At 65.0% G+C, this 22,883-nt stretch carries 25 protein-coding genes; 10 read left to right on the top strand and 15 right to left on the bottom strand.

Going from position 1 to position 22,883, the window contains the following annotated elements; all coding sequences use genetic code 11:
• Positions 1-84: 84 nt before the first annotated feature.
• A complete protein-coding gene (locus U9R80_RS12820; RefSeq protein ID WP_301842386.1) occupies positions 85-975 on the bottom strand; it encodes a pirin family protein in 891 nt (296 codons plus the stop codon).
• Positions 976-1,071: 96 nt separating this feature from the next.
• Here U9R80_RS12820 and U9R80_RS12815 point away from each other — a divergent pair, with 96 nt between their 5' ends.
• A complete protein-coding gene (locus tag U9R80_RS12815) occupies positions 1,072-1,980 on the top strand; it encodes a LysR family transcriptional regulator (protein WP_301842392.1) in 909 nt (302 codons plus the stop codon).
• A gap of 111 nt (positions 1,981-2,091) precedes the next feature.
• On the opposite strand, the gene U9R80_RS12810 is transcribed toward U9R80_RS12815, so the two are convergent.
• The 4 genes from U9R80_RS12810 to U9R80_RS12795 all read right to left on the bottom strand — a co-directional run bounded on the left by U9R80_RS12810 (position 2,092) and on the right by U9R80_RS12795 (position 5,061).
• Positions 2,092-2,961, bottom strand: coding sequence for an alpha/beta fold hydrolase (locus U9R80_RS12810; RefSeq protein WP_301842385.1), 870 nt, complete (start codon positions 2,959-2,961; stop codon positions 2,092-2,094).
• Between the two features lie 17 nt (positions 2,962-2,978).
• A complete protein-coding gene (locus U9R80_RS12805; RefSeq protein ID WP_301842384.1) occupies positions 2,979-3,599 on the bottom strand; it encodes a LysE family translocator in 621 nt (206 codons plus the stop codon).
• 106 nt (positions 3,600-3,705) lie between these two features.
• Positions 3,706-4,296, bottom strand: a complete 591-nt coding sequence (locus U9R80_RS12800) for a 2-hydroxychromene-2-carboxylate isomerase (RefSeq protein WP_301842382.1) — start codon at positions 4,294-4,296, stop codon at positions 3,706-3,708.
• 33 nt (positions 4,297-4,329) lie between these two features.
• Positions 4,330-5,061: an SDR family oxidoreductase gene (locus U9R80_RS12795; RefSeq protein WP_301842381.1), complete on the bottom strand. Its 732-nt coding sequence runs from the start codon at positions 5,059-5,061 to the stop codon at positions 4,330-4,332.
• 90 nt (positions 5,062-5,151) lie between these two features.
• On the opposite strand from U9R80_RS12795, the gene U9R80_RS12790 reads away from it, so the two are divergent.
• The 3 genes from U9R80_RS12790 (at position 5,152) to U9R80_RS12780 (ending at position 7,433) form a co-directional block, all read left to right on the top strand.
• Positions 5,152-5,706, top strand: a complete 555-nt coding sequence (locus U9R80_RS12790) for a TetR/AcrR family transcriptional regulator (RefSeq protein ID WP_301842379.1) — start codon at positions 5,152-5,154, stop codon at positions 5,704-5,706.
• Positions 5,693-6,289, top strand: coding sequence for an eCIS core domain-containing protein (locus tag U9R80_RS12785; RefSeq protein WP_301842377.1), 597 nt, complete (start codon positions 5,693-5,695; stop codon positions 6,287-6,289). The genes U9R80_RS12790 and U9R80_RS12785 overlap by 14 nt, the downstream gene beginning before the upstream one ends.
• A 97-nt stretch (positions 6,290-6,386) precedes the next feature.
• On the top strand, positions 6,387-7,433 hold the full coding sequence (locus tag U9R80_RS12780) for a class I SAM-dependent methyltransferase (RefSeq protein WP_301842376.1): 1,047 nt from the start codon (positions 6,387-6,389) through the stop codon (positions 7,431-7,433).
• A 4-nt stretch (positions 7,434-7,437) separates the two neighbouring features.
• Here the strand turns inward: U9R80_RS12780 and U9R80_RS12775 are convergent, their stop codons facing one another.
• The 6 genes from U9R80_RS12775 to U9R80_RS12750 form a co-directional block, all read right to left on the bottom strand.
• On the bottom strand, positions 7,438-7,626 hold the full coding sequence (locus U9R80_RS12775) for a hypothetical protein (protein ID WP_301842374.1): 189 nt from the start codon (positions 7,624-7,626) through the stop codon (positions 7,438-7,440).
• Between the two features lie 188 nt (positions 7,627-7,814).
• Positions 7,815-8,570, bottom strand: coding sequence for an ABC transporter permease (locus U9R80_RS12770; RefSeq protein ID WP_301842373.1), 756 nt, complete (start codon positions 8,568-8,570; stop codon positions 7,815-7,817).
• On the bottom strand, positions 8,570-9,769 hold the full coding sequence (locus tag U9R80_RS12765) for an ABC transporter substrate-binding protein (protein WP_301842372.1): 1,200 nt from the start codon (positions 9,767-9,769) through the stop codon (positions 8,570-8,572). Before U9R80_RS12765 ends, U9R80_RS12770 begins: the two co-directional genes overlap by 1 nt.
• Positions 9,735-10,580, bottom strand: coding sequence for an ABC transporter ATP-binding protein (locus U9R80_RS12760; protein ID WP_301842371.1), 846 nt, complete (start codon positions 10,578-10,580; stop codon positions 9,735-9,737). The genes U9R80_RS12765 and U9R80_RS12760 overlap by 35 nt, the downstream gene beginning before the upstream one ends.
• The gene (locus U9R80_RS12755) at positions 10,577-11,638 is read right to left on the bottom strand and encodes an acyl-CoA dehydrogenase family protein (RefSeq protein ID WP_301842370.1); all 1,062 of its coding nucleotides are present in this window, start codon (positions 11,636-11,638) and stop codon (positions 10,577-10,579) included. The genes U9R80_RS12760 and U9R80_RS12755 overlap by 4 nt, the downstream gene beginning before the upstream one ends.
• A gap of 50 nt (positions 11,639-11,688) precedes the next feature.
• Entirely contained in the window at positions 11,689-12,246 is a 558-nt protein-coding gene (locus U9R80_RS12750; RefSeq protein WP_301842369.1) for a carboxymuconolactone decarboxylase family protein, read from the bottom strand.
• A gap of 105 nt (positions 12,247-12,351) precedes the next feature.
• Between U9R80_RS12750 and U9R80_RS12745 the strand changes: the two genes are divergently transcribed.
• Complete coding sequence (locus tag U9R80_RS12745; RefSeq protein ID WP_301842368.1) at positions 12,352-13,263, top strand: AraC family transcriptional regulator; 912 nt, start codon at positions 12,352-12,354, stop codon at positions 13,261-13,263.
• A gap of 140 nt (positions 13,264-13,403) precedes the next feature.
• Positions 13,404-15,029 (top strand): methyl-accepting chemotaxis protein, encoded by a 1,626-nt coding sequence (locus U9R80_RS12740; RefSeq protein ID WP_301842366.1) that lies wholly within the window; start codon positions 13,404-13,406, stop codon positions 15,027-15,029.
• 42 nt (positions 15,030-15,071) lie between these two features.
• Here the strand turns inward: U9R80_RS12740 and U9R80_RS12735 are convergent, their stop codons facing one another.
• The 4 genes from U9R80_RS12735 to U9R80_RS12720 all read right to left on the bottom strand — a co-directional run bounded on the left by U9R80_RS12735 (position 15,072) and on the right by U9R80_RS12720 (position 18,584).
• Positions 15,072-15,425 carry a DUF1428 domain-containing protein gene (locus tag U9R80_RS12735; protein WP_301842364.1) on the bottom strand — a complete coding sequence of 118 codons (354 nt, stop codon included), beginning with the start codon at positions 15,423-15,425 and terminating at the stop codon, positions 15,072-15,074.
• A 213-nt stretch (positions 15,426-15,638) separates the two neighbouring features.
• Complete coding sequence (locus U9R80_RS12730; protein WP_301842362.1) at positions 15,639-16,106, bottom strand: GNAT family N-acetyltransferase; 468 nt, start codon at positions 16,104-16,106, stop codon at positions 15,639-15,641.
• Between the two features lie 167 nt (positions 16,107-16,273).
• Entirely contained in the window at positions 16,274-16,792 is a 519-nt protein-coding gene (locus U9R80_RS12725) for a cysteine hydrolase family protein (RefSeq protein ID WP_301842360.1), read from the bottom strand.
• Positions 16,793-17,018: 226 nt separating this feature from the next.
• Positions 17,019-18,584 carry a winged helix-turn-helix domain-containing tetratricopeptide repeat protein gene (locus U9R80_RS12720; RefSeq protein ID WP_301842359.1) on the bottom strand — a complete coding sequence of 522 codons (1,566 nt, stop codon included), beginning with the start codon at positions 18,582-18,584 and terminating at the stop codon, positions 17,019-17,021.
• 241 nt (positions 18,585-18,825) lie between these two features.
• On the opposite strand from U9R80_RS12720, the gene U9R80_RS12715 reads away from it, so the two are divergent.
• The 4 genes from U9R80_RS12715 to U9R80_RS12700 all read left to right on the top strand — a co-directional run bounded on the left by U9R80_RS12715 (position 18,826) and on the right by U9R80_RS12700 (position 22,771).
• Complete coding sequence (locus U9R80_RS12715) at positions 18,826-19,581, top strand: SDR family oxidoreductase (RefSeq protein WP_301842358.1); 756 nt, start codon at positions 18,826-18,828, stop codon at positions 19,579-19,581.
• Between the two features lie 35 nt (positions 19,582-19,616).
• Positions 19,617-20,030, top strand: a complete 414-nt coding sequence (locus U9R80_RS12710) for a cupin domain-containing protein (RefSeq protein WP_301842356.1) — start codon at positions 19,617-19,619, stop codon at positions 20,028-20,030.
• Positions 20,031-20,102: 72 nt separating this feature from the next.
• Positions 20,103-21,194: an HlyD family secretion protein gene (locus tag U9R80_RS12705; protein WP_301842355.1), complete on the top strand. Its 1,092-nt coding sequence runs from the start codon at positions 20,103-20,105 to the stop codon at positions 21,192-21,194.
• 26 nt (positions 21,195-21,220) lie between these two features.
• Positions 21,221-22,771: an MFS transporter gene (locus U9R80_RS12700; RefSeq protein ID WP_301842390.1), complete on the top strand. Its 1,551-nt coding sequence runs from the start codon at positions 21,221-21,223 to the stop codon at positions 22,769-22,771.
• Positions 22,772-22,883 lie beyond the last annotated feature (112 nt).

Below are 22,883 nucleotides of genomic sequence, written 5' to 3'. Positions count from 1 at the left end.
CATTCTCCTTGAGGTTGGAGTGCAGGTTGTGCCTGCCTTCCGGGTCAAAGGCCGCCCCGAGGGGCGGCCTTCGGGTTAATGAGACTAGCTGTCGTGTCGCGGACCGCTCGGGCCGTTCATCTGGCCAAAACGCCCGGCGCGAAAATCCTCGAATGCCTCGGCGATCTCGGCTTCGCTGTTCATCACGAACGGGCCGTAGCCCACGATCGGCTCATCCAGCGGCTCGCCGCTGAGCAGCAGCACCAGGGATTCGGTTTGCGCTTCGAGCAACAGCTCGTCACCGGCACGGTCGAACAGCACCAGCTGCGCCGGGCCTACCGCACGCTCACCGTTGACCAGCACCTTGCCGCGCAGCACCACCAGTGCCGTGCTGCGCCCTGCCGCGCTGGGCAGGCGCACCGGAGCACCCGGCTTGAGTTGCAGGTCCCAGACATCCATTGGCGTGAAGGTGTGTGCCGGGCCTTTGTGGCCACGGTACTCACCGGCAATCACCCGCAGGCTGCCGCTGCCGGCGCCCAGGGGCACGGTGGGGATGTCGCTGGCCAGCAAGGTCTGGTAGCCGGCAGGTGCCGATTTGTCCTTGGCAGGCAGGTTGACCCACAGCTGCACCATCTCCAGGGTGCCGCCCGATTTTGCGAACGCGGGCGAATGGAACTCTTCATGCAGAATGCCGTTGGCCGCCGTCATCCACTGCACATCGCCCGGGCCGATCTGGCCGCCGGCACCGGTGGAGTCGCGGTGCTCCAGTTCGCCCTGGTAGACGATGGTCACGGTCTCGAAACCGCGATGGGGGTGCTGGCCAACGCCACGACGGGCCGTGGTCGGGGTGAAATCGTGGGGGCCTGCGTAGTCCAGCAACAGGAACGGGCTGATGTGCTGGGCCAGGTTGTCGTAGGTGAACAAGCTACGGACTGGAAAGCCATCACCGACCCAATGTGGATTGGGGCTGCTGTAAACGCCTTGGATCTTTTTCATGAGAATGCCTCCTCTCGTGTATGGATATACCTTACGAGCGCAACGACATCCGCGGTAGATCAGTTAAACTGCCCTCAGCGTTCCATATGGAGAACACTGGTGGAAGACCTCAACGACCTTTACTACTTTGCCCAGGTGGTCGATCACGGCGGCTTTGCCCCCGCTGGCCGCGCCCTGGATATGCCCAAGTCAAAACTCAGCCGGCGTATTGCCGGCCTGGAAGAACGCCTGGGCGTGCGCCTGATCCAGCGCTCGACCCGGCACTTTTCGGTCACCGAAATCGGCCAGGCCTATTACCGCCATTGCGTGGCCATGCTGGTGGAAGCCGAGGGCGCAGCCGAGCTGATCGAGCGCAACCGTGCCGAGCCCCAGGGCGTGGTACGCCTGAGTTGCCCGACGGCCCTGCTGGACTTCTGGGTGGGGCCCATGCTGACCCGCTTCATGGTCCAGTGCCCGCTGGTGCAGTTGCACATCGAAAGCACCAACCGCCATGTCGACCTGATCCAGGAAGGCATCGACATCGCCTTGCGCGTGCGGGTGCCGCCGCTGGAAAGCAGCGACCTGGTAATGAAGGTACTGGCGCGCAGCACCCAGCACCTGGTGGCCGCACCCGAATTGATGAAGCAACTGCCGGAGCGCCCGGTCCCGGCCGACCTGAGCGCCCTGCCCAGCCTGCACTGGGGCAACCCGCAACGTGATTACCAGTGGAGCCTGCTGGGCCCGGATGGCGCCAGCGCGAGCATTCGCCACACCCCGCGGCTGGTGACCGACGACCTGGTGGTACTGCGCCAGGCGGCGGTAGCCGGCGTGGGCGTGGTACACCTGCCGCTGGTGGTGGTACGCGAAGACATCGATGCCGGCCGCCTGGTGCGCGCCACTCCGAATTGGGCGCCGGAATGTGGCGTGGTGCATGCGGTGTTTGCGTCGCGGCGGGGGTTGCTGCCGTCGGTGCGCAGCTTGCTGGACTTCCTGGCGGCGGAATTTGAAGCCAGCGATATCGCGTAGGAGCGGGCTTGCCCCGCGATGCGATGTGACGGATACACCGCTATCGCGGGGCAAGCCCGCTCCTACCGGAAATCCCGGTTGCGCACGTCCAGCCCCTGCAACAGCCCGCTTCTACAGGAGGAATGTCTGTATGCGTTCGCTGCTGGCGGCAGGATCTTCCTGCATGAAGCAATGACCACCCGGCACCTGTACCGCCGTGACCTGACGATTACTCTGCGCCCAACGCTGCACCGACTGCGGCACAAACGGATAGGTATCCTCGCCATACACCACCAGGCACGGCGTCTGCACCCGCGACAGCGACGCCCACATCCGCCGCGGAAACGAGCTGAAGATTTCAACTTCGCGACTCGGCCGGCACTTGAGCACCACACCCTCGCCACAATCGCCAAGGGCGTGTTCGATATAGGACTGGAGCGCAGGCTCGCTCCAGCCCTTGAAAATCCCCCTGCCCTCCAGCGACGCCCGCGCCGCCGTACGATCCGGCCAGTGACTGCGTCGTGTCGCCGCCTTGCGCGCCAGGGCGTGACGCTCGTGCAAACCCACCAGCCTGGCAGCGCCCATCAGCCCCATCATCCGGCGGCTGAACAACACCGGGTCCAGCAGCACGGCGCGCTGGAACAACTGAGGTTTCAGCGCCAGGATCAGCCCCGTGAGCACGCCGCCAAAGCTGTGGCCGACGGCAAAGCGTGCAACCTCGCCATACTCGCCGCGCCCGGCCTCGAAGGCCTCGATGGCCAGCTCGGCCGTACGATTCCAGCCCACGAAGGGGCCACCGTGATCGCTGTCGCCATGGCCTTGCACATCGCACAACCAGAGGTCGAACTGTTCGGCCAGGCGCGCCAGCAAGGGCTGGTAGACCAGGCTGCAAAAGCCGTTGCCGTGGAGAAAGTGCAGCAGGGGTTTGCCGCTGGCGGGTGAGCGCCAGCCGCGCAAGGTAAAGCCGGCACTTGTGTCATGGGACCAGGGAATCAGCTGCATGTGCCCGCTTGCTCTTGTCAGGAAAAGCTCGATTCTACAAAGAGCAGCGGGTACAGGGATATCACCAGCAACGCGGCCATCAGGACATTGAACAGCATCAGCCAGCGCGGTTTCTGCAAAACGCTGCGCAAGGCGCTGCCGAACATCACCCACACACAGACGCTGGGCAGGTTGACCAAGGCAAACACGGTGGCAATGACGATCACGTTGGTGACATAGCCCTGGGCGGGTGTGTAGGTGGTGATCGCCCCGACCGCCATCACCCAGGCCTTGGGATTGACCCACTGGAATGCCGCTGCGCCCCAGAAGCCCAAGGGTTTGCGACTCTCGGAATTGCTGACCGACAACGGTCCGGAGGTGGCGATCTTCCACGCCAGGTACAGCAGGTACGCCGCCCCCACGTAGCGCAAAACGGTATAGATCGGCGGGTAGGCCTTGAACACCTCGCCCAGGCCAAAGCCCACCGCCAGCACCATGACCATGAAACCCACGCTGATACCCAGGGCGTGGGGAATCGAGCGGCGTACGCCGAAGTTCACCCCGGAGGCCAACAGCATGGTGTTGTTGGGCCCCGGGGTGATCGAGGACACGAAGGCGAACAGCACGAAGGCGGTTATCAGGTCGAGTGAGCTGAGCATGGCAGGTATTCCAAGGGGATCAGGGCTGTATTGACACTAACGGAGCTCCGCCCTGCCCCCACCATACAGTTGGCGAAAATATCGCCGCTACACTTGACTGTTCTGTTTACGCCAGCGCCTCGGCGATGAAGTCCAGGCGGTCCTGGCCGAAGAACATCTGCTCGCCGACAAAGCAGCTAGGCGCACCGAAAACGCCCCGGCGCACGGCTTCTTCGGTAGCCTCCTTCAGGGCTGTCTTGACCTGGGCATCGGTCGTCCAGGCCAGGAACTGCTCCGGATCAAAACCCGCCTCCCGCAGCACCGATGCCACCACTGCCGGGTCGGCCAGGTTGCGCTGCTGCACCCACAGGGCCTGGAACATGGCCGTGACGTAGGCATCAAAATGCTGCGGCTGGTGCAGCTGCACCGCCACCGCGCCACGCATCAGATTGAGGGTGTTGATCGGAAAGCCCGGCGGGAACGCCAGGGTCACGCCGTAGCGCCGGGCAAAGCGCTGCATGTCGATAAACACATGGCGGGCCTTGGCCGGCACCATCGCCGGTGACGCATTGCCGGTGGCCTGGAACACCCCGCCCAGCAGCATCGGCCGGTACACCAGTCGCGCCCCGTGACGGGCACAGAGGGCCGGCAGTTGGGTCCAGGCCAGATAACTGGCAGGGCTGCCCAGGTCAAAGTAAAACTCAACGGTCTTGCTCATGGCTCAGCTTCCTTTTTTGTTGTTGTAGGGGACTTACCAGCGCTCCATCCACGGCCGCAGGTCCAGCTCGAAAGTCCAGGCGTCCCGCGGCTGGCTGTGCAGGTACCAGTAGCTGTCGGCGATGTGCGCAGGGTCGAGGATACCGTCCTGGTCCTTGAGCGCGTAACGCTCGGGGAAGGTGTCGCGAATGAACGCGGTATCAATGGCACCGTCCACCACCACGTGGGCGACATGGATGTTTCGGGGCCCCAGTTCACGCGCCATGCTCTGGGCCAGGGCCCGGATACCGTGCTTGGCGCCGGCAAAGGCGGCAAAGCCGGCAGCGCCGCGCAGGCCGGCGGTGGCGCCGGTGAACAGCACAGTGCCGCGCTCGCGGGTAACCATGCGGCGCACCACCGCCTGGCTGGTCAGGAAGCCCGCGAAGCAGGCCATTTCCCAGATCTTGAAGTACTTGCGCGCGGTTTCCTCAAGAATGCTGCACGGCACGTTGGCGCCGATATTGAACACAAAGGCTTCGATCGGGCCGATATCGCTCTCGATCTGCTCCACCAGCGCGGTCACCTCCTCTTCCTTGCGCGCATCGGAGCCAAAGCCATGGGCCTCGCCACCGCGAGCGCGGATCTCGTCCACCAACGGCTGCAGCTTGTCGGCGCTGCGCCGGGTTACGCAGGCGACATAACCCTCGCGGGCAAAACGCTTGGCAATCGCCCCGCCGGTCGCATCACCGGCCCCTACCACCAGCACCACTTTCTTGCCCTGAGTCATCCATCGCCTCCATTGGTAAACGATCATTTAGTTAACGAACGCTATGCTATGATCCAGGCTTCGTCAAGGTAGAAAACGGGACCCGCCAGCGTGCGCTACTCCACCACCCACAAAGAACAAACCCGGCAAAAACTGCTGGAAAGCAGCGGCGCCCTGGCCAAGCGCGGGGGCTTCAATGCCACCGGCGTTGCCGGCCTGATGAAAGCCATCGGCCTGACGGGCGGCGCGTTCTACAACCACTTTGCCTCCAAGGACGACCTGTTCACCGAAGTGGTACGCCGCGAGCTGTCCCACAGCCCCATGGCCCAGCAGCCGATGAACCGCGCGCGGCTCGAGCGTTGCCTGGACCAGTACCTGACCCTCGCCCATGTCCACAACCGCGAAGGCGGTTGCGCCATTCCGGCCCTGGGCGCCGAAATCGCCCAGGCGCCGTTGCCCGTGCGTGAAGAAGCCGAGCACTGGCTGAGTGCCCTGCAGCACGCCTGGGCCGAGACCCTCGAAGACCCGGCCCTGGCCTGGGCCCTGCTCAGCCAGTGCGTCGGTGCGCTGGTGATCGCGCGCATGCTGGCCAGCGAAAGCCGCCAGCAGGACGTGCTCAAGGCCTCCCGTGAGTTTCTTGCCGGGGCCCTGCATGAACACCCGTGATGCCTTTTTGCTTGGCCTCGCCCTGCTCTTGCCCCTGAATGCCCTGGCCGCCTGCCCCGCCGGGCAGTACGAAATCTGCCTGGGCACCTGCATCTGCTCGCCGTTCGACCCGGGCCAGGCCGGTACCGTGCTCGATGACCTCGGGCGCATGGCCAGCAGCTCCCTGGCCCTGGCCTTGCAGCAGGCGCGCAACACGGCTGCGGCGGGCGAGGTACTGCCGATCCCCTTGCACATCCGCGCCCAACTCGAAGCCTATTACGACTTTCAGGTCCTCGACGCCGCGCGCTACAAGGTCGGCGACCAGCAGGCCCTGGACAGCGCCAACGCCCTGCTGCAGAACCCGGACGTCAACGCCGTGACCCTGATCGACATCATCGTCTTTCGCAACGAGGCCGATGCCCAGGACAACGTCGCGCTCTGGGCCCACGAACTGCACCATGTCCAGCAATACCAGCAATGGGGGGTGGAGGAATTCGCCCGGCGCTACAGCCGCGACTTCGACGCCGTGGAAGCACCGGCCTACGAGGTGCAGGCCAAGGTCAGCAAGGCCCTGCGCGAGCGCGCGTCCGGGCAGGCGCGCTGAACTACACTTAAAGGTCCCCCCTCACGGGAAATGGCCCGAGGTTGCCGATTGCTGTGACGACCCCGTTGACGTTGGACTTCTTGCAGGAGAACACGCAATGGACGAAGCCAAGCTCAATGACTTCATGGGTAAGCTGGTCAACGACATGGGCGCCGCTGCCATGCTGGCCAACCTGATCCTCGGCGATGAACTGGGCCTGTACCGGGCCATGGCCGACAGTCAATTCATCACCCCCGACGAACTCGCGCACAAGACCGGCTGCAATGCCCGCCTGCTGCGCGAATGGCTCAGCGCCCAGGCGGCGTCGGGCTACATGGAACACCAGGATGGCCGCTTTCGCCTGCCCGAGGAGCAGGCCATGGCCCTGGCCATCGAAGACTCGCCGGTGTATGTCGCCGGCGGCGCATCGGTCATCGCCGCCCTCTACCACGACAAGGACAAACTGGTCGCCGCCATGCGCGATGACGGCGCCCTGCCCTGGGGCGATCACCACCCGTGCATGTTCAGCGGCACCGAGCGTTTCTTTCGCCCCGGCTACCGTGCGCACCTGGTGGCGCAATGGTTGCCGACCCTGGCAGGCGTAGTCGACAAGCTCCAGGCCGGCGCCAAGGTCGCCGACATTGGCTGCGGCCACGGCGCCTCGACAGTGATCATGGCCCAGGCCTTCCCGGCGTCGCGGTTTCTCGGGTTCGACTACCACGCCCCGTCAATCACCGTGGCCACCCAGCGCGCTGCCGAAGGTGGGGTGGCAGAGCGCGCGCAGTTCTTCCAGGCCAGTGCCAAGGACTTTCCCGGCGATGACTATGACCTGATCTGCTATTTCGACTGCCTGCACGACATGGGCGACCCGGTGGGCGCTGCCCGCCATGCCTTCGAGGCGCTCAAGCCCGGTGGGACGGTGATGCTGGTCGAACCCTTCGCCAACGACAGCCTCGATGAGAACAGCACCCCGGTCGGGAGGTTGTTCTACGCAGCGTCGACCTTTATCTGCACCCCCAACTCACTGTCCCAGGAGGTGGGGTTGGGGCTGGGTGCCCAGGCGGGGGAAGCACGGTTGCGGGCGGTGTTCCAGGAAGCCGGTTTCAGCCATTTCAGGCGGGCGACGGAAACCCCGTTCAACCTGATCCTTGAGGCGCGCAAATAGCGCGTCAGTCTTCGGCGTCGGGGAAATTGCGGCAACTCTTGCGTTCGGCCAGCTCCCTGTCACTGGGGCGCTGGTCGACGAACACGGCGTGGCCGTCCTTGTAGATTTCCAGGTAGCCCCAGTGCAGGTCCTGCTCACGTTGACCGGGCTTGGGCGGCTCGCGCCACCAGGGTTCTCGACTGATCAGTTGCATGGGCGGAGTCCGAGGCGATTATGTCCTCACTATAGACCGCTCGCGGGGCAAGCCCGCTCCTACGGGTAGGAGCGGGCTTGCCCCGCGAGAGGCCCCTCAGCCTGAACCACGACCGCTGCGCGGCCGATCGCAGGCTGGCGCCAGCGGCTACGAACGCGGGATCTCCCCCGCCTTCAGCATCCTGCGCATCAGGCATGCACCCAGCGTCTATGCAGCCCCCGCGCCAGTGCATCGAGCATGTAGCCCAGCACGCCAATCAACAGCACCATGGCCATCAACTCCGAATACGCCAGGCGGTCACGGGTGTCGAGAATGAAGTAGCCAAGCCCGGCACTGACCCCAAGCATTTCGCACGGCACCAGCACGATCCACAAAATGCCGATCGCCAGGCGCACGCCGGTCAATACATGCCCCAGCACCCCCGGAATGATCACTTTGCGCAGGGTTTCCCAGCGTGTAGCACTCAAGCTGCGACTCAGTTGCAGCCAGCGCGGATCGAGCTGGCGCACGCCGGCTGCGGTGTTGAGCAAGATCGGCCACAACGCGGCAAAGGCCAGCAGGAAATAGATCGGCTGGTCACCCACGCCCATCAGCATCACCACCACCGGCATCCACGACAGCGGCGAGATCATCCGCAAGAACTGGAAGGCCGGTGTGGTCGCCGCCTCCAGATGACGGTAGCTGCCCACCAGCAACCCCAGCGGCACGCCGATCAGCAGCGCGAGCAACAAGCCGACAAGGATGCGCTTGAGGCTCACCCACGCATGTTCGTACACCTCATGCTGGCCCAGCAGCTCGATCAGGCTACTCAGGGTGGCCTGTGGCGAGAAGCGCGCCGACAGGCCATCGGCCTCACCGAACAGGTGCACACCCAGCCACCACAACAGCAACAAGCCGAGCAAGCCGGCGGCGCCCAGCGCGCCATGAACTACATGCTTGCCCATCAGATCGCGAACTCCTCACTGCGCTCGAAACTGTCCGGCAAGCCGAACGCCTTGAGCCCACCGACCGCCTCGATGCTCTTGCGGACAAAACGGTCATCGACCAGGTCACGCGCAGTCTGCTGCGGGTCCAGCCCGGCCAAAAAGCCCTTGTCGCCCTCGATCAGGGTGTTCTGCAGACGACGCACCAGCTCCTCGGTGTAGCTGGGGAACGGGTAAGGCTGAAAGTCGATGCGCTTCTCGTCCCACTGCGCATGCTCGATCGCACCGCTGGCGATATAGGCCGCACGGTCGTCGGCAGACGGCGCCAGCACTTTGCTCAGCACCTGCGGGGTGTGCGGCGTGTAACGGTTGGGGCCGGCCTTGGACAGCAGCGCCGCCGCCTCGGCACGGTGGTCGCGGGTCCAGAGCTGGGCCTTGACGATGGCGTTGACGACTTTCTGCGACCACTCCGGACGATTGTTCAAGTCATGCTCGTGCATGAACACCACGCAGCAGGCGTGGTTGCGCCAGATGTCCCCGGTAAAGCGCTGAACCCGACCCACCTTCAAGTCTTCGGCCAGGGCATTGAAGGGTTCAGCGACGATGTAGCCGGCAATGCGCTTGCTGGCCAACGCCGGCGGCATGTCGGACGGCGGCAGTACCAGCAGGTTCACCTCATTGGCCGCAAGCGGCGCCGTTGCCGGCCTGGACACCGGCTGCAAGCCATGGTCGCGGAACAACTGCTGCACCACCACGTTGTGGATCGAGTACCAGAACGGAATCGCCACGGTCTGCCCACCCAGCTGCTTGACCTCGCTGATGCCCGGCGCCACGGTCAGGCCCGAGCCGCCGACATGGTTCCAGGCGACCACCTTGGCCGGGACCTTGCTGCCATAGCGCGCCCACACCGTCATCGGCGAGAGCAGGTGAATGACGTTGACCTGCCCGGAGATGAACGCCTCGATCACCTGGGCCCAGCTGCGCAGCAGCACCGGGCGCTCGGCCTTGATGCCTTCGGCCTCGAACAGGCCGTTGTTGTGGGCCACCAGCAACGGCGTGGCATCGGTGATCGGCAGGTAGCCGATACGCACCGGCGCATCGGGGTCGCTGGCAGCGCGCGCCTGCAGGCTATTGAGCAGCGGCATGGCGCCGCCCGCCGTCAGCAAGGCGCTGAGTTTGATGAAATCACGACGAGTGTGGGTGAAGTCGTCCAGGCACATGGGCAGTCTCCGACGGCAGCGGCAATGGTTCAGGAGTGGGTTCGGTGCGGCTGGCCCGCCGAAGGGTTTTGAGGATGTCGATACGCAACGCGCCCAGCTCCTCGACCCGCTGTTCGCGAGGGTGCGCCAGGTCGATGTGCCATTGGCCCAGGGTACGCGCCGGGTGGTTGCCCAGTAGCAGTACCCGGTCAGACAACAGCAAGGCTTCGTCGATATCGTGGGTAATCAGGATCGCCGCGGTATTGTGCCGGGCGATCAATTGCAGCAGCAGTTGCTGCATGTCGGCGCGTGTCACTTCATCCAGGGCGCCGAAAGGCTCATCGAGCAACAACACCTGGGGCTGGCGCGCCAGGCAGCGGGCCAGCGCGGTGCGCTGGGCCATGCCGCCGGACAGCTGCGCCGGGTACTGATCGCGGGCATGCTGCAGGCCGACCGCCTCGATGGCGTGATCGATGCGGGCACGGCGTTCGCTGGCGGCAAGCTTGGGCTGACGGGCAAAGTCCAGGCCGAAGGCGACATTCTTCTCAAGGCTGAGCCAGGGCAGCAGGCTCGGGTCCTGGAAGGCCACCGCGAGCCTCGGGTGTGGCCCGTGCAATGGCTCACCGAGCAGGCTGACACTGCCCCCGCGCGCCTGCTGCAACCCGGCCAGCACCCGCAGCAGGCTGGATTTGCCGACCCCGCTGGGACCGAGGATGGTAATCACCTCCCCCGGCGCCAACTGCAGGTCAAAGTCTTCCAGCACGCTCTGCCAGCCTTGCTCACGCGGATAGCCGAGGCTGATTGCGCGTGCTTCGAGTAACACCTTGGTCATGCTACCGACGCCTGGCGATGCAGCTCGGCGCGCAGTTGCACCAGGCTCGGGGTGACAATCGGCACAAACGCCGACTCACGCCAGCGCCGGGCAAAGCCTGCACCGAAGGCGGTGAGGTAAGCCTTGCCGCCGCTGGCCTGCAATTCCAATTGCACCGCGTCGGCAGCCGTTTCGGCCAGCAGGATACGCAGCTTGAACAAGGCAGCCGGCTGCGCCAGGAAGCGGCCATCGAGCACACCGTCCTTGAGCTCGCGCACGGTGGTTTCCAGACGCTCGTCGAGCAGGTTCAAGGCGTCGGCCAGGAACGAGCGCGCGCCTTGCAAGTGCGCCTCGACTTCGCGCAAGGAGCGCCGCGCCAACCCGATCGCCATGCCGCACTGCAACCCAAGGAACGCAGGGCGTACCGCCGGCAAGAACTGCTTGGCGTTTTCGTGCAGCAACCAGTCACGGCTGACGGCCACCTGCTCGAACGCAAGCGCTGCCGTGTTGCTCGACTGCAGGCCCATCAGTTGAAGGTCGTCGGAACGCGTCAGGCCCGCCGCGTCGTCGGGGATGGCCAGCACGAAGGGCGGTGCGCCCTCCTCGTCGATGGCCGCCGCCACCACAAAGCCGCCCTTGCGCAGGTTGGTCACCCAGTGCAGGCGACCGTCCAGGGTCCAGCCGGCCGCCTCGGGGCTGGCCTTGACCTGCAGCGCCTCGATACCCGAAAGGAATTTCATCGCGTTGGACAGGCCCGTGGCGCCGGCCAGCTCGCCGCTGAGCAAGGGCGGCAGCAAGCGCTCGCGCAAGGCGGCGTTGGGGCTTTGCAGCAGGTACTCGATAAAGGCGCGCTGGCCCCAGAACACAAAGGCCGCCGCCAGCGAGTGGCTGGCCACCTGGGCCACGGCTTCGATCGCGTCGGCAACTGTGCCTGCGCTGCCGCCGAGGTTCCGGTCGATGCCGATGCGCAGCACGTGGGCCGACGCCAATTGACCCAGGACGGCCTGCGGGTCGCACTGACCCTGGTCGAGCGCTTCGGCCTGGGCATCGAGCCACTGAGCAAATGCGGGATCGAGCATGGGTTTACTCCTTTAAAAATGCGCCAGTGAACACTGGCGCCATCGAATCGTTATGCCGAAGGCTGCCAGCGGTACTTGCTCAGCTCGTCATTGAGCGGGGTTTGGGCGAACACATTAGCAAAGTTGCACAACGTCGCGAGGCTCACGCCCAAAATCACTTCAAGGGCATGCCCTTCGCTGTAACCCGCTTCGCGGAAGGCGTTGTAACCGGCATCGCTGACATTGCCTCGGGTCGCGATCACCTCACGGGTGAACGCCGCCAGGGCTTCGAGTTTTTCCTGCGGCAGTTCGCCGCGTGCACGCAGGGCGTCGACCACCTCTTGCGGCAGCTTGGCCTTGTTCAGGGCAACGGCGGTGTGGCCGGCCACGCAGAAGTCGCAACCGTGGTTGGTCGCGGCGATCAGTTGCACCACTTCACGCTCGGCCAGGCTCAGTTCGGCCTTGCCGTTGAGCGCCGATACCGTCACGTAGGTTTCCAGCGCCGCCGGGGCGTTGGCCAGCACGCCGAGCAGGTTGGGGATGAACCCGGAATTCTTCTGGGCGTTTTCAAGGAATGGACGGGCAGCCTCGGGGGCGCTTTGCACGGTGTGGAGAGTGACGCGCGACATGGAGTGGACTCCTGCATACTAGGGTGTGCCGCCAGTCTGTTGGTTATAAGAAATACCTTCCATATTCTAGAGTCGCTATTACTTGCTTCTGAGTCTTTCCATTAGATGATTTCATCCAGCCCACTTGTCGATTGGTTATTAGAAAGCCTTGAGCTAGACGCCACGCTGTTCCATGTCGGGCGTTATTGCGGGGGCTGGCACGCCAGCACCCAGGGCCTGGCGCGGGCCAGTTTTCACTTGATCGTGCAGGGTCATTGCTGGCTGCACATCGACGGCCACCCCGAGGCCATTGCCCTTGAAGCCGGTGACGCGGTGTTCCTGCTCCGCGACCTGCCCTATCGCCTGGCCGGCACCGCTGACGACGAGCTTGCCCGCGCGCAACCGCGCCGGGCCATGCTGCCCCTGGACATCGACGCCAATGACGGCGTGGGCCTGGTGTGCGGGTTCTTTCATTTTCAGCCGGGGCTGTCGTCTCTGATCATCGAAGGCCTGGCCGACTGGATCATCCTGCGCGCCGGCGACCCTGCCCTGAGCGCCGCCACCGCGCTGTTCGAGCTGATCCTTGCCGAGTGCCAGCGCCAGCCGGCGCCGTCCTCGGCGTTGCTCGAGCGCCTGAGCCACCTGCTGTTCCTCTACGTGCTGCGCCAACAGGTGCAAGGCGACACCGGCATGCACGGCCTGGTGGCCCTGGCCCGTCACCCGCAATTCGCCCCCCTGGTCGAACAACTGATCGCCCACCCCGAACACCCCTGGCCGCTGGAAAGCATGGCGGCCTGCACGGGGCTTTCCCGTTCGGCCTTCTTCAAGCGCTTCACCGAGCTTGCCGGGCAGTCCCCAGGGCAAGTGCTACTGGCCCTGCGCATGCGTCACGCCTGCCAATTGCTCAAGGCCCACAACACCGTCGAGCAGGTGTGCGCCGCTGTTGGCTATCAGTCCATCGCCGCCTTCACCCGCGCCTTCAGCAAGGCCGTGGGCGTGCAGCCCGGCGCCTATCGTCGCCAGCATGAGGGGCGCTGAAACAAACACCGTGCGGTAATCGAACACAAGCGCAGTTCAGCCCTCAAGTCCCCCTGCAGCCACTCCGATAGCAGACCACCCCGTGCCGAAATGCCGGCGCGGGGTGGCGCTGATAACAACTACAAAGGAGTACTGCCTGCATGTTCGCCGACTTGAAAATCCGCACCGGCATGTTCTGGGTGCTGTCGCTGTTCACCCTCACCTTGCTGTTTTCCACCCTGAGCGCCTGGCGCGCGGCGGTGGGCAGCGATCAGCAGATCACCGAACTGGACCAGACCGCACACCAGTCGGACCGGTTGAACAACGCCCTGCTGATGGCAATCCGCGCCAGTGCCAACGTGTCTTCGGGCTTTATCGAGCAGAGCGGCGGCCACGTGGAGAGCGCCTCCAAGCGCATGGCGATGTCCGAGCAACTGATCGACAACAGCCGTGGGCTGTTTGCCGAGCTGGTCGCCAATGCCCGGGAACCTGCCTTCAACGCCCTGGCCCTGGAGCTTCAGCGCACCTTCGATGGATACGCCCAGGCCGTGGCCGGCCAGCGCGAAGCGATGCGCATGAACGACTTGCAGCGCTACTTCAGCGTCAACACCGACGCCGGCACTGCCATGGCCCGCCTGCAGGCCTTGCGTCAGCAGTTGGTGGCGGCCTTGAGCGAGCGCAGCCAGCAGATCATGCGCGAATCCGACCGCCGCCTGCAGGCTGCCAAGGCACTGAGTGTCGCCCTGGTGGTGGTCACGCTGTTGCTGGCCGTGCTGTGCTGGGGGTTTATCGCCCGCCGCGTGTTGCGCCCGCTGCTCGAGGCCAGTGGGCACTTCCAGCGTTTCGCCCAGGATGACCTGAGCGTCACCGTGCAAGTCACCACCCGCGACGAGATCGGCCAACTGTTCGCCAACCTCGCCCACATGCAGAACAGCCAGCGTGCCACCCTGGCCCAGTTCACCGCCTATGCCGTGCAAGTGGAGCAGGCGGCACAGGTACTGGACAACATCACCGAACAGAGCACCCACAGCCTGCGCCAGCAGGATCAGGAGCTGGAGCAGGCCGCCACCGCCGTGACTGAAATGACCACCGCCGTGGAGGAAGTGGCGCGCAACGCCGTGTCCACCTCACAGGCGGCCAACGCCTCCAACCAACTGGCCGAACAGAGCCGCCAGCAAGTGGGCGAGAACCTGGACGGCACCCGCGCCATGGCCGCCGAGGTGCACACCAGCAGCGAGCGCCTGCAGCAACTGGCCGGACAGATTCGTGACATCGGCCAGGTGCTGGAAGTGATCCGCTCAGTGTCGGAGCAAACCAATCTGCTGGCCCTCAACGCCGCCATCGAGGCTGCCCGCGCCGGTGAGGCCGGGCGAGGCTTTGCCGTGGTGGCCGACGAGGTGCGCACCCTCGCCTATCGCACCCAGCAATCGACCCAGGAAATCGAACAGATGATCGCCGACGTCAAGCAGGGCACCGAAGCGGCGGTGACGTCGATGCAAACCAGCACCCTGCGAGCCCAGTCGACCCTGGACATCACCCAGGCCTCGGGCCAGGTGCTCGAAGGCATCTACAGCGCCATCGGCGAAATCAACGAACGTAACCTGGTGATTGCCAGTGCAGCCGAAGAACAGGCCCAGGTGGCGCGGGAAGTGGACCGGAACCTGCTGAACATCCGTGAACTGTCGAGCCGTTCGGCCTCGGGTGCCCAGCAAACGCGGGAGGCCAGCCAGGGATTGTCGCGGCTGGCGCAAGAGTTGACCGGATTGGTGGGGCGCTTCAGGGTTTGACCCGGGTTGCGGGGCAAGGTGGCGCTTGCCCCGCAAGGGGCCTCAGACATCCACCAGCACCTCGAAGCCCCCGAAGATCATCCGCTGCCCATCGAACGGCATCGGATTCTTGTCCGGCTGCAAGCGCGGATCTTCCATCACCTGTTTGAACCCGGCATCACGCGCTTCTCGCGAAGGCCAGAGAATCCAGGAAAACACCACCGTTTCATCGGGCTTGCACTTCACCGCCATCGGGAACGAAGTGACCTTACCGTCCGGCACATCATCGCCCCAGCACTCGATGACCTTCAGGGCGCCGGCCTCCTTGAACACGACGGCTGCTTTTTCGGCGTGCTCCTTGAATACATCGCGGTTGGCGGTGGGGACTGCGATTACAAAACCTTCGACGTAAGCCATGGTGATTACTCCTGCAGTGGGGGGTGGTCTGCGAAGTAGTCGAACTGGCGGCGGTGGAATCGACATCACCTGTCGATCCTCGACCAACGGCTGTAGGAGCGGGCTTGCCCCGCGATAGCGGTGGGTCAGGCAGATCGCTATCGCGGGGCAAGCCCGCTCCTACCGGGGGGTGTCAGAAGGTCCGGCGCTGGGCGGGGATTACCCGGCAGGTGCTCAGAACGCCTTCGCCATTTCCGCCGTCGGCCTCCACCCCAGCCCTTCATACACCGGCCTGCCCGCCTCGGTCGCGTGCAGTACGGCGAAGCTGATGCCGCGCTGAGTGAATTCAGCCTGCGCCAGTTGCATCAATGCTGTGGCCAGGCCCCGACGCCGGTAGGCAGGCTCGATAAACACGTTGAGCACGTAACCCCGCTCACCTTGGGTCGGGTGAGAGGGATGCGGTGGCCAATCGAGGGACATCAGGCCGATCGCCGCCACAGCCTGGTGGGCGTCCATCAAGGCAAAGCCGAAGTAGCGGCCATCGCGCAGGCGTGGTTCGAGCCAGGGCCGGAAGTGTTCGCTCATCAGCCGCAACTGCGCAGGGTCACCGCCCGCTTCCAGGAACATCGCTTGGCGATGCGTGCAGATCATTTCAAGGTCGCTCGGCAGCAGCCGACGGGTCGTCAAAGCGGGAATGTTCATGGCCAGCACCTGGGCGGAGCGTTTGATGCTAAGCCGGGTGAGTCCAGCCGAGTAGATACAGATCGAGGCCATACACGGCATACAGACTGCAGGAGCGGGCTTGCCTCGCGATAGCGGTGGGTCAGGTAGATCGCTATCGCGGGGCAAGCCCGCTCCTACCGGAGGTGTCAGAAGGTCCAGTCGTGGGCGGGGAGTACGCGGCAGAACGCGCCCGCCAGGGTCGCGTTGTGGTGGGCGACGATTGATTCGGCTGTAAACTGCGGGGTGTCGGCACAGGTATGCCCATCGGCAATCAAGACCGCTTCAAACCCCAAATCCCGCGCAGCACGGCAGGTGCTGTCGACGCAGTACTGGGTCTTCATGCCGACAATCACCACCCCCTCGACACCCCGTGCCTGCAACTGCGATGCAAGGTCGGTGTGGGCGAAGGCGTTGGGGCGGGTTTTCTCGATGATGATGTCCTGCCCCTCTACAGCGAGTGCTGGCTCAAACGCGGTAAGCGGGCTGCCAGGCTCAATGGGCGAACCCACCGGGCCAACATGGCGAACCAGGAAGACCGGCGCTCCCGCCGTGCGTGCCTTGCTCATCAGGGTGTTGACGGTGCCGAGCAACGCTTCACCGTGCCAGGGCTTTTCCGGGCCGTGGAACAAGCCGACCTGCATATCGAGAATCAACAGTGCGTACATGCTGCTTTCCTTGCTGTGGAGCCCGTGACGCCAGGGCAAAGAAAAAGGCCCTGTCCATCATGGGCGGGCCTTTGGGTTCGTGCGTTACTGGCTCACGACACCGCTCACGGCCCGCCTGTGGCGGTCATGGTCGGGGTGGTGGTCGAGGCCAGGCGGAAATCGTTCATGGCGTTGACAATAACTGCGTGGACGAACGCTGGCAACATCCCGGGGCGGGACCTGCGCCCTACTCCGGCAACCCCGCCAGCCGCAACCCCTCGGCAAACCGCGCCAGGTCTTCCGGGCGCTGGATCGGCAGCCACTCCCTCAGGTTCGACACGCGCATCGACGGGTCCAGCTGGCGCAGGCGCTCGGCGGCCTGCTGCGCCTTGTCCATCCGCCCGCTGAGCGCGTAGCTGGCCGCCGCCAGGGCAACCGGCGCGAGCAGGTTGGGCAGGTTGCCCAGGGCCTTTTCCGCCCAGGTGCAGGCGGCATCGAAGTGCCCGGCGAAGAACTGCGCCAGCGCCATGCCGATCTGCATCCGGAACATTTCCGGGTCCAGCGGGCTCAGGCGCACCGCATGGGTGAGGTTGGCGATGGCGGCATCGGTTTCACCCCGGAACGCCCGCAAGATCCCGCCCAGGAACCAGGCCGGCGCCAGGTTGGGATTGAGCAGCCGGGCCCGGTCGAGCAAGGCGATGCCGCCATCGACATCACCGGCCAGGTGAGCCAGTGCATGACCGCCGCGCGTCAGCGCCACGGCATCATCGCGGCCAAGGGTCACGGCCAGGCGCGCCAGCCGTGCGCCCTCGGCAATCTCCACGCTGCGCTCGCTCATCCAGCCATTGAGCTTGCGCCAGAAGTGACACCAGGCAGCCATGCCGTAGGCCGAGGCATATTCAGGGTCCAGTTCGATGGCTTTGTAGAACAGCAGCAAGGCCTGGTCGATGGCCTCGCGGGTGCCGTTGTGCAGCTTGGCGACGCCTTGCAGGTAGTAGTCGTAGGCGTCCAGGCTGTCGGTGGGTTTGCGCTTGGCCCGCTCGATCTCCGCACGCTCCAGCTGCGGCGCAATGGCGCCCACCACGCTTTCGGTGACCTGGTCCTGCAACTCGAAGATGTCATCGAGCAGGCCCTCGAAGCGCTCGGCCCACAGGTGCGTGCCGGTGCTTGCATCAATCAGCTGGCCGGTGATGCGCACCTTGTTGCCGGCTTTGCGCACGCTGCCTTCGAGCACGTAACGCACGCCCAGCTCCTGGCCGACGTCGCGCGCGTCCACCGCCCGGCCCTTGTAGGTAAAACTGGTGTTGCGGGCAATGACGAACAGCCAGCGCAAGCGCGACAGGGCCGCGATGATGTCTTCCACCACGCCATCGGCGAAATAGTCCTGTTGCGGGTCGCCGCAGAGGTTGTGAAACGGCAGCACGGTGATCGAGGGTTTGTCTGGCAGCGCCAGCGCCAACGCCACGGTCGGTGCAGGCAATTCGAGGCTCAGCGGCTCGCCCTCCTCGACCTTGAGCTGGCCGACAAAGCGGTAGCCCTTGCGCGCCACCGTGCGCACCAGGCGTTGCTCCTCGCCGGTGTCGCCGATGGCCTTGCGCACCGCATTGATGTGGCTGGTGATGGTGGATTCGGAAACGATGCGATCGCCCCACACCGCCTTGAGCAACTCGTCCTTGCTCATGACACGCTCGCCGTTGCTGACCAGCTGCAGCAGCAGGTCGAACACCTGAGGGCCGACGGCCACGACGTGCCCGCGCAAGGTCAGCTCCCGGCGCTGTTGGTCGAGCACGTAGTCTTCAAACACGAATTGCAAGGTACGGATCCTTTGGTCGAGTGCTCTCGACTCCGTGTCCGAGCGGGCATTGGTGGGTGCTTTCGATGATACGGCAGCCTGCCTGCCGCTGCACCGTCCAGCAAGGCTGCCAGCGAAATTGGACAGAAAACCAAGCGCACCCGAAGACAAACCCAAGGCCGGCACAAGGACTTCCCCCCGCCACGGGCGCACGCTCTGTACATCGACAGCAACCGTTGCCGTCGGCAAGCGGAGAAACGCCATGAAGATCGTCGTTATCGGAGGCACCGGCCTCATCGGCTCGAAACTGGTCAACACCCTGCGCCAACGCGGCCACGAGGCGCTCGCCGCCTCCCCCAATACAGGTGTGAACAGCATCACCCGTGAAGGGCTGGCCGAGGCGATGGATGGCGCCGACATTGTCGTCGACGTCGCCAACGCCCCCGCCTGGGACGACCAGGCGGTCATGGAATTTTTTCAAACCTCGACCCGTAACCTGTTGGCCGCCGAAGCCGCCGCGGGTGTGCGCCATCACGTGGCGCTGTCGATCGTCAGCTGTGAACGCCAGCCCGAGAACGGCTACTTCCGCGCCAAGGTCGCCCAGGAGAACCTCATCAAGGCCGCCGGCATGCCGTACAGCATCCTGCGCGCCACGCAGTTCTTCGAGTTTGTCGGCGGCATCGCCGAGTCAGCCACGGTGGGCGAAGAGGTCCACCTGTCACCGGCGCTGATCCAGCCGCTGGCATCGGATGACGTCGTCGCGGCGCTGGCCGACGTCACCCTGGCCGCACCGCTCAACGGCACGGCAGAAGTCGCAGGCCCCGAGGCCATGCCGATGGACGAGCTGGTACGGCGCTTTTTCCGCGCCACCCAGGACACCCGCAAGGTGGTTCCGGACGTCCATGCGCGCTACTTCGGTTCGGAGCTTGACGACCAATCGCTGACCCCGGGCAGCAACAATCCGCGCCTGGGTGCCATCCGTTTCGAGGACTGGCTCGCAGCCCAGGCCGGGCGCTGAGTCGCCCTCTCATCTACCTGAACAGGAGCATTGCCATGTTTAGCCGAACTGTACTGGTCGCCGCCTTTGCGGCCTGGACCCTCAGCACCGCCTGGGCCGCCGAGCCGCAGCCGGGCAAGGTCACGGTGGTATTCGACCGCGCCCTGCCCAATGTGCCGGGCAAGAGCATGAAGGGTGTGCTGGTGGAATACGCCCCCGGGGGCGCCTCCCCGGCCCACCTGCATCCGAAGTCGGCCTTTATCTATGCCACGGTGCTGGAGGGTGCGGTGCGCAGCAAGGTCGGCGACGCGCCAGAGAAGGTCTACAAGGCCGGCGAAAACTTTGTCGAAGAGCCTGGCGCCTTCCATGCCGTCAGCGCCAACGCCAGCACCACCGAGCCTGCCCGCCTGCTGGCGGTGTTCGTGCTCGACAGCAGCGAGAAGGAGCTGGTCAAGCCGGTCAAGCCCTGACCCCCACTCACCGCGCGACCCTCGCCAACCCAGCGTTGCCGAGGGCGCCGGCCTTGCACAGGACACACGAACATGAACGCCGCCCCTGACAGTGTCGACAGCGCCCCCCGCGCCCAGGTGGCACCTGCCCCACCGCGCCCGGGCAAGCGCAAGGCCGTCGGCCTGTTGTTATGCGCCAGTGCCCTGGCTGTGCTGGTGGGCGGCTGGGTGATGGGGTTCGCCAGCAGCAGCCTCTCGACCGACAACGCCTATGTACGCGGCGACGTCACCTCGCTTGCCGCCAAGGTGGCCGGTTATGTCACCACGGTGGACGTCAGGGACAACCAGGCCGTGCGCGCCGGGGAGGTGCTGTTTCGCATTGATGACAAGGATTACCGAGCGCACCTGGCCCAGGCCGAGGCCAATGTCAGTGCTGCCCAGGCGCGCTTGAGCCATATCGATGCCCAGACCCGCTTGCAGCATGCCCTGATACGCCAGGCACAGGCGCAGCACCGCTCGGCCGCCGCCGACATGAGCCTGGCCAGCAAGACCCATGACCGCAGCCGCAAGCTGATCGTCAGCCATGCGGTCAGCCAGGCCCTGGTCGATGAAACGGGCGCAGCACGCTCCAAGGCGGTGGCGAGCGTGTCGGCCACCTCGGCGTCTGTCGATGCGCAGCAGCAGACCGTTGCCGTGCTGATGGCCCAGCGCGACGCCGCCGTGGCCGCCGTGATGCAGGCGCAGGCTGCACGGGAGCTGGCCCGGATCGACCTGGACAGCACGGTGGTCCGGGCGCCGGTGGACGGCGTTGTCGGCAACCGCCAGGTACGGGTGGGCCGCTACGTGACAACCGGTGCTGCCTTGCTCGACATCGTGCCGGTTCACGAGGTGTGGGTGGTGGCCAATTTCAAGGAAACCCAGCTTGAACAGCTGCAACCCGGCCAGCGCGTGCGCATCACCGTCGATGGCTTCCCCGACGACCGGCTTGAAGGGGTGGTGGACAGCTTTGCTCCGGGTAGCGGCTCGGCGTTCAGCCTGCTACCCACCGACAACGCCACCGGCAACTTCGTCCGGGTGGTGCAGCGGGTGCCGGTCAAGATCACCCTGGCCAATAACCCGCTGCCGGGGCGTATCGTGCCGGGGCTGTCGGCGCGGGTCGAGGTGGCCCTTGGGGGTGGATCGTGAACCGGGTTGCCAGTGCCCTGCTGCTGATGGGCATCGTCCTTGCCGCGCTCACCGAGGCAATCGCCAGCACCGTGTTGGCCCTGGGCCGCAGCGACATCATCGGCGATACCTACGCAACACCCGATGAGTTCGCCTGGCTGGACATCGGCTACACCGCGTTCAAGTTGATCGGCTTCATGACGGCGTCCTGGTGGCTCAGGTGTTTCCAGCCGCGCCAGGTGATCATGGCCGCCACCGCGGTCATGGGCCTGGCCTGCGCCGTCGCCGCCATTACCACGCAGCTGGAGCTGCTGGTACTGCTTCGCATGGTGCAAGGCTTTGCCGGTGCAACGGTGCTGGTCGGGGGGCAGGCGATTATCTTTCGCGCCTATGCCCGCGCCCACCAGCCCCTGCTTCAAGCCGTGTTTGCCATGGGCGCTGTGGTCGCCCCCGCCACCCTCGCGCCCGCCCTGCAAGGATGGCTGCTCGATAGCCAGTCCTGGGCATGGATCTTCTTCAGTGTGGCGCCCCTCGCCTTGATGGCAGCCGGGCTGTTCCTGCTGGTCGACGCCCCCGCGCCGCGCCGTCCCCGCGCCCAGCCTTTTGACACGCTCGGCGTTGTCTTGATGGCGTGCAGCCTGTGCTGCTTTACCTACGTCCTCAGTCAGGGCAGCCGCTGGGACTGGTTTGAAGCGCCTCGTATCCTGTGGCTGACGCTGATCGGCTCAAGTGCCTTGCTGGCGTTCATTGGCCAGCAACTGCACGCCGGCGGCGACGGCCTGCTCGACTTCAGCCTGTTCAGATCGGCTGATTTTGCCTTCGCCTTCATTGTCAGCTTTGTCGCCGGTGCTGCCCTGTTTGGCAGCGCGTACCTGATCCCGGCATTCGCCCTGTCGGTGCTCGCGTTCACCCCGACAGAGGCCGGCCTGCTGCTATTGCCCAGCGGAGGGGTGTTTTGCGCTGGGCTGCTGGTTTCGGCCTACCTGTTTCAGGTGCGGCGGATTGCACCGTTCGCCACCGTGCCCTTCGGCATCCTGATGATCATGCTGGCGATGTGGATGTTGTCGGGTTCGACCCAGGAAAGCGGCAGCGATGACATGATGGCGGCCATAGTGTGGCGCGGCCTGGGGCTGGGCTTTCTGTTCCTGTCGATCACCTTGATTGCCTTCAGCCACCTGAACAGCCGCAACCTGGCCGCCGGCATTGGCCTGTTCAATACCGGGCGACAACTGGGTGGCCTGATGGGGGTGGCCGGCTTGCAGACCTTGATCGACCACAGCCTGGCGCACAATGCCGTGGTGCTGGGCACGCACATCGCACCGGGCGGCGCAGCCCTGATCGAGCGGCTGGCCAGCACAACGGCCTTGCTGGCCGGCAAGGGGCTGGATGCGCTGGCGGCGGGCCGGGCAGCAACGGCCCTGCTGGGGCGGGTGGTGTCGGGACAGGCCACGGTGATGGCCTTCGATACCGCATTTGTCGCGGTTACTTTGCTGTTTGCCGTCGCGGCGCCTGTGCTGGTGGGGATCAAGCTCTGGTTCGCAAAACGCTCCAAACCTCGGGATGTTGAAGTGGATCTAAACGTACCTTATTCAGGATAGTTCCACACAATGTTGCCGCAGTTGGAAACGCCCACCGGCGTTCCTTCTGTTTTGCTCGGTACGTCAATATCAAGTTCCAAACTGGCATTACGCTGGACCACGAGTTTATGTA

Origin of the sequence: Pseudomonas sp. JQ170C, from assembly GCF_035581345.1 — a bacterium.
In the GTDB taxonomy this organism is placed as follows: Bacteria; Pseudomonadota; Gammaproteobacteria; order Pseudomonadales; family Pseudomonadaceae; genus Aquipseudomonas.
Note: the sequence above shows the minus strand (reverse complement) of the source record. Positions and strands in the feature narration are given on the sequence as shown.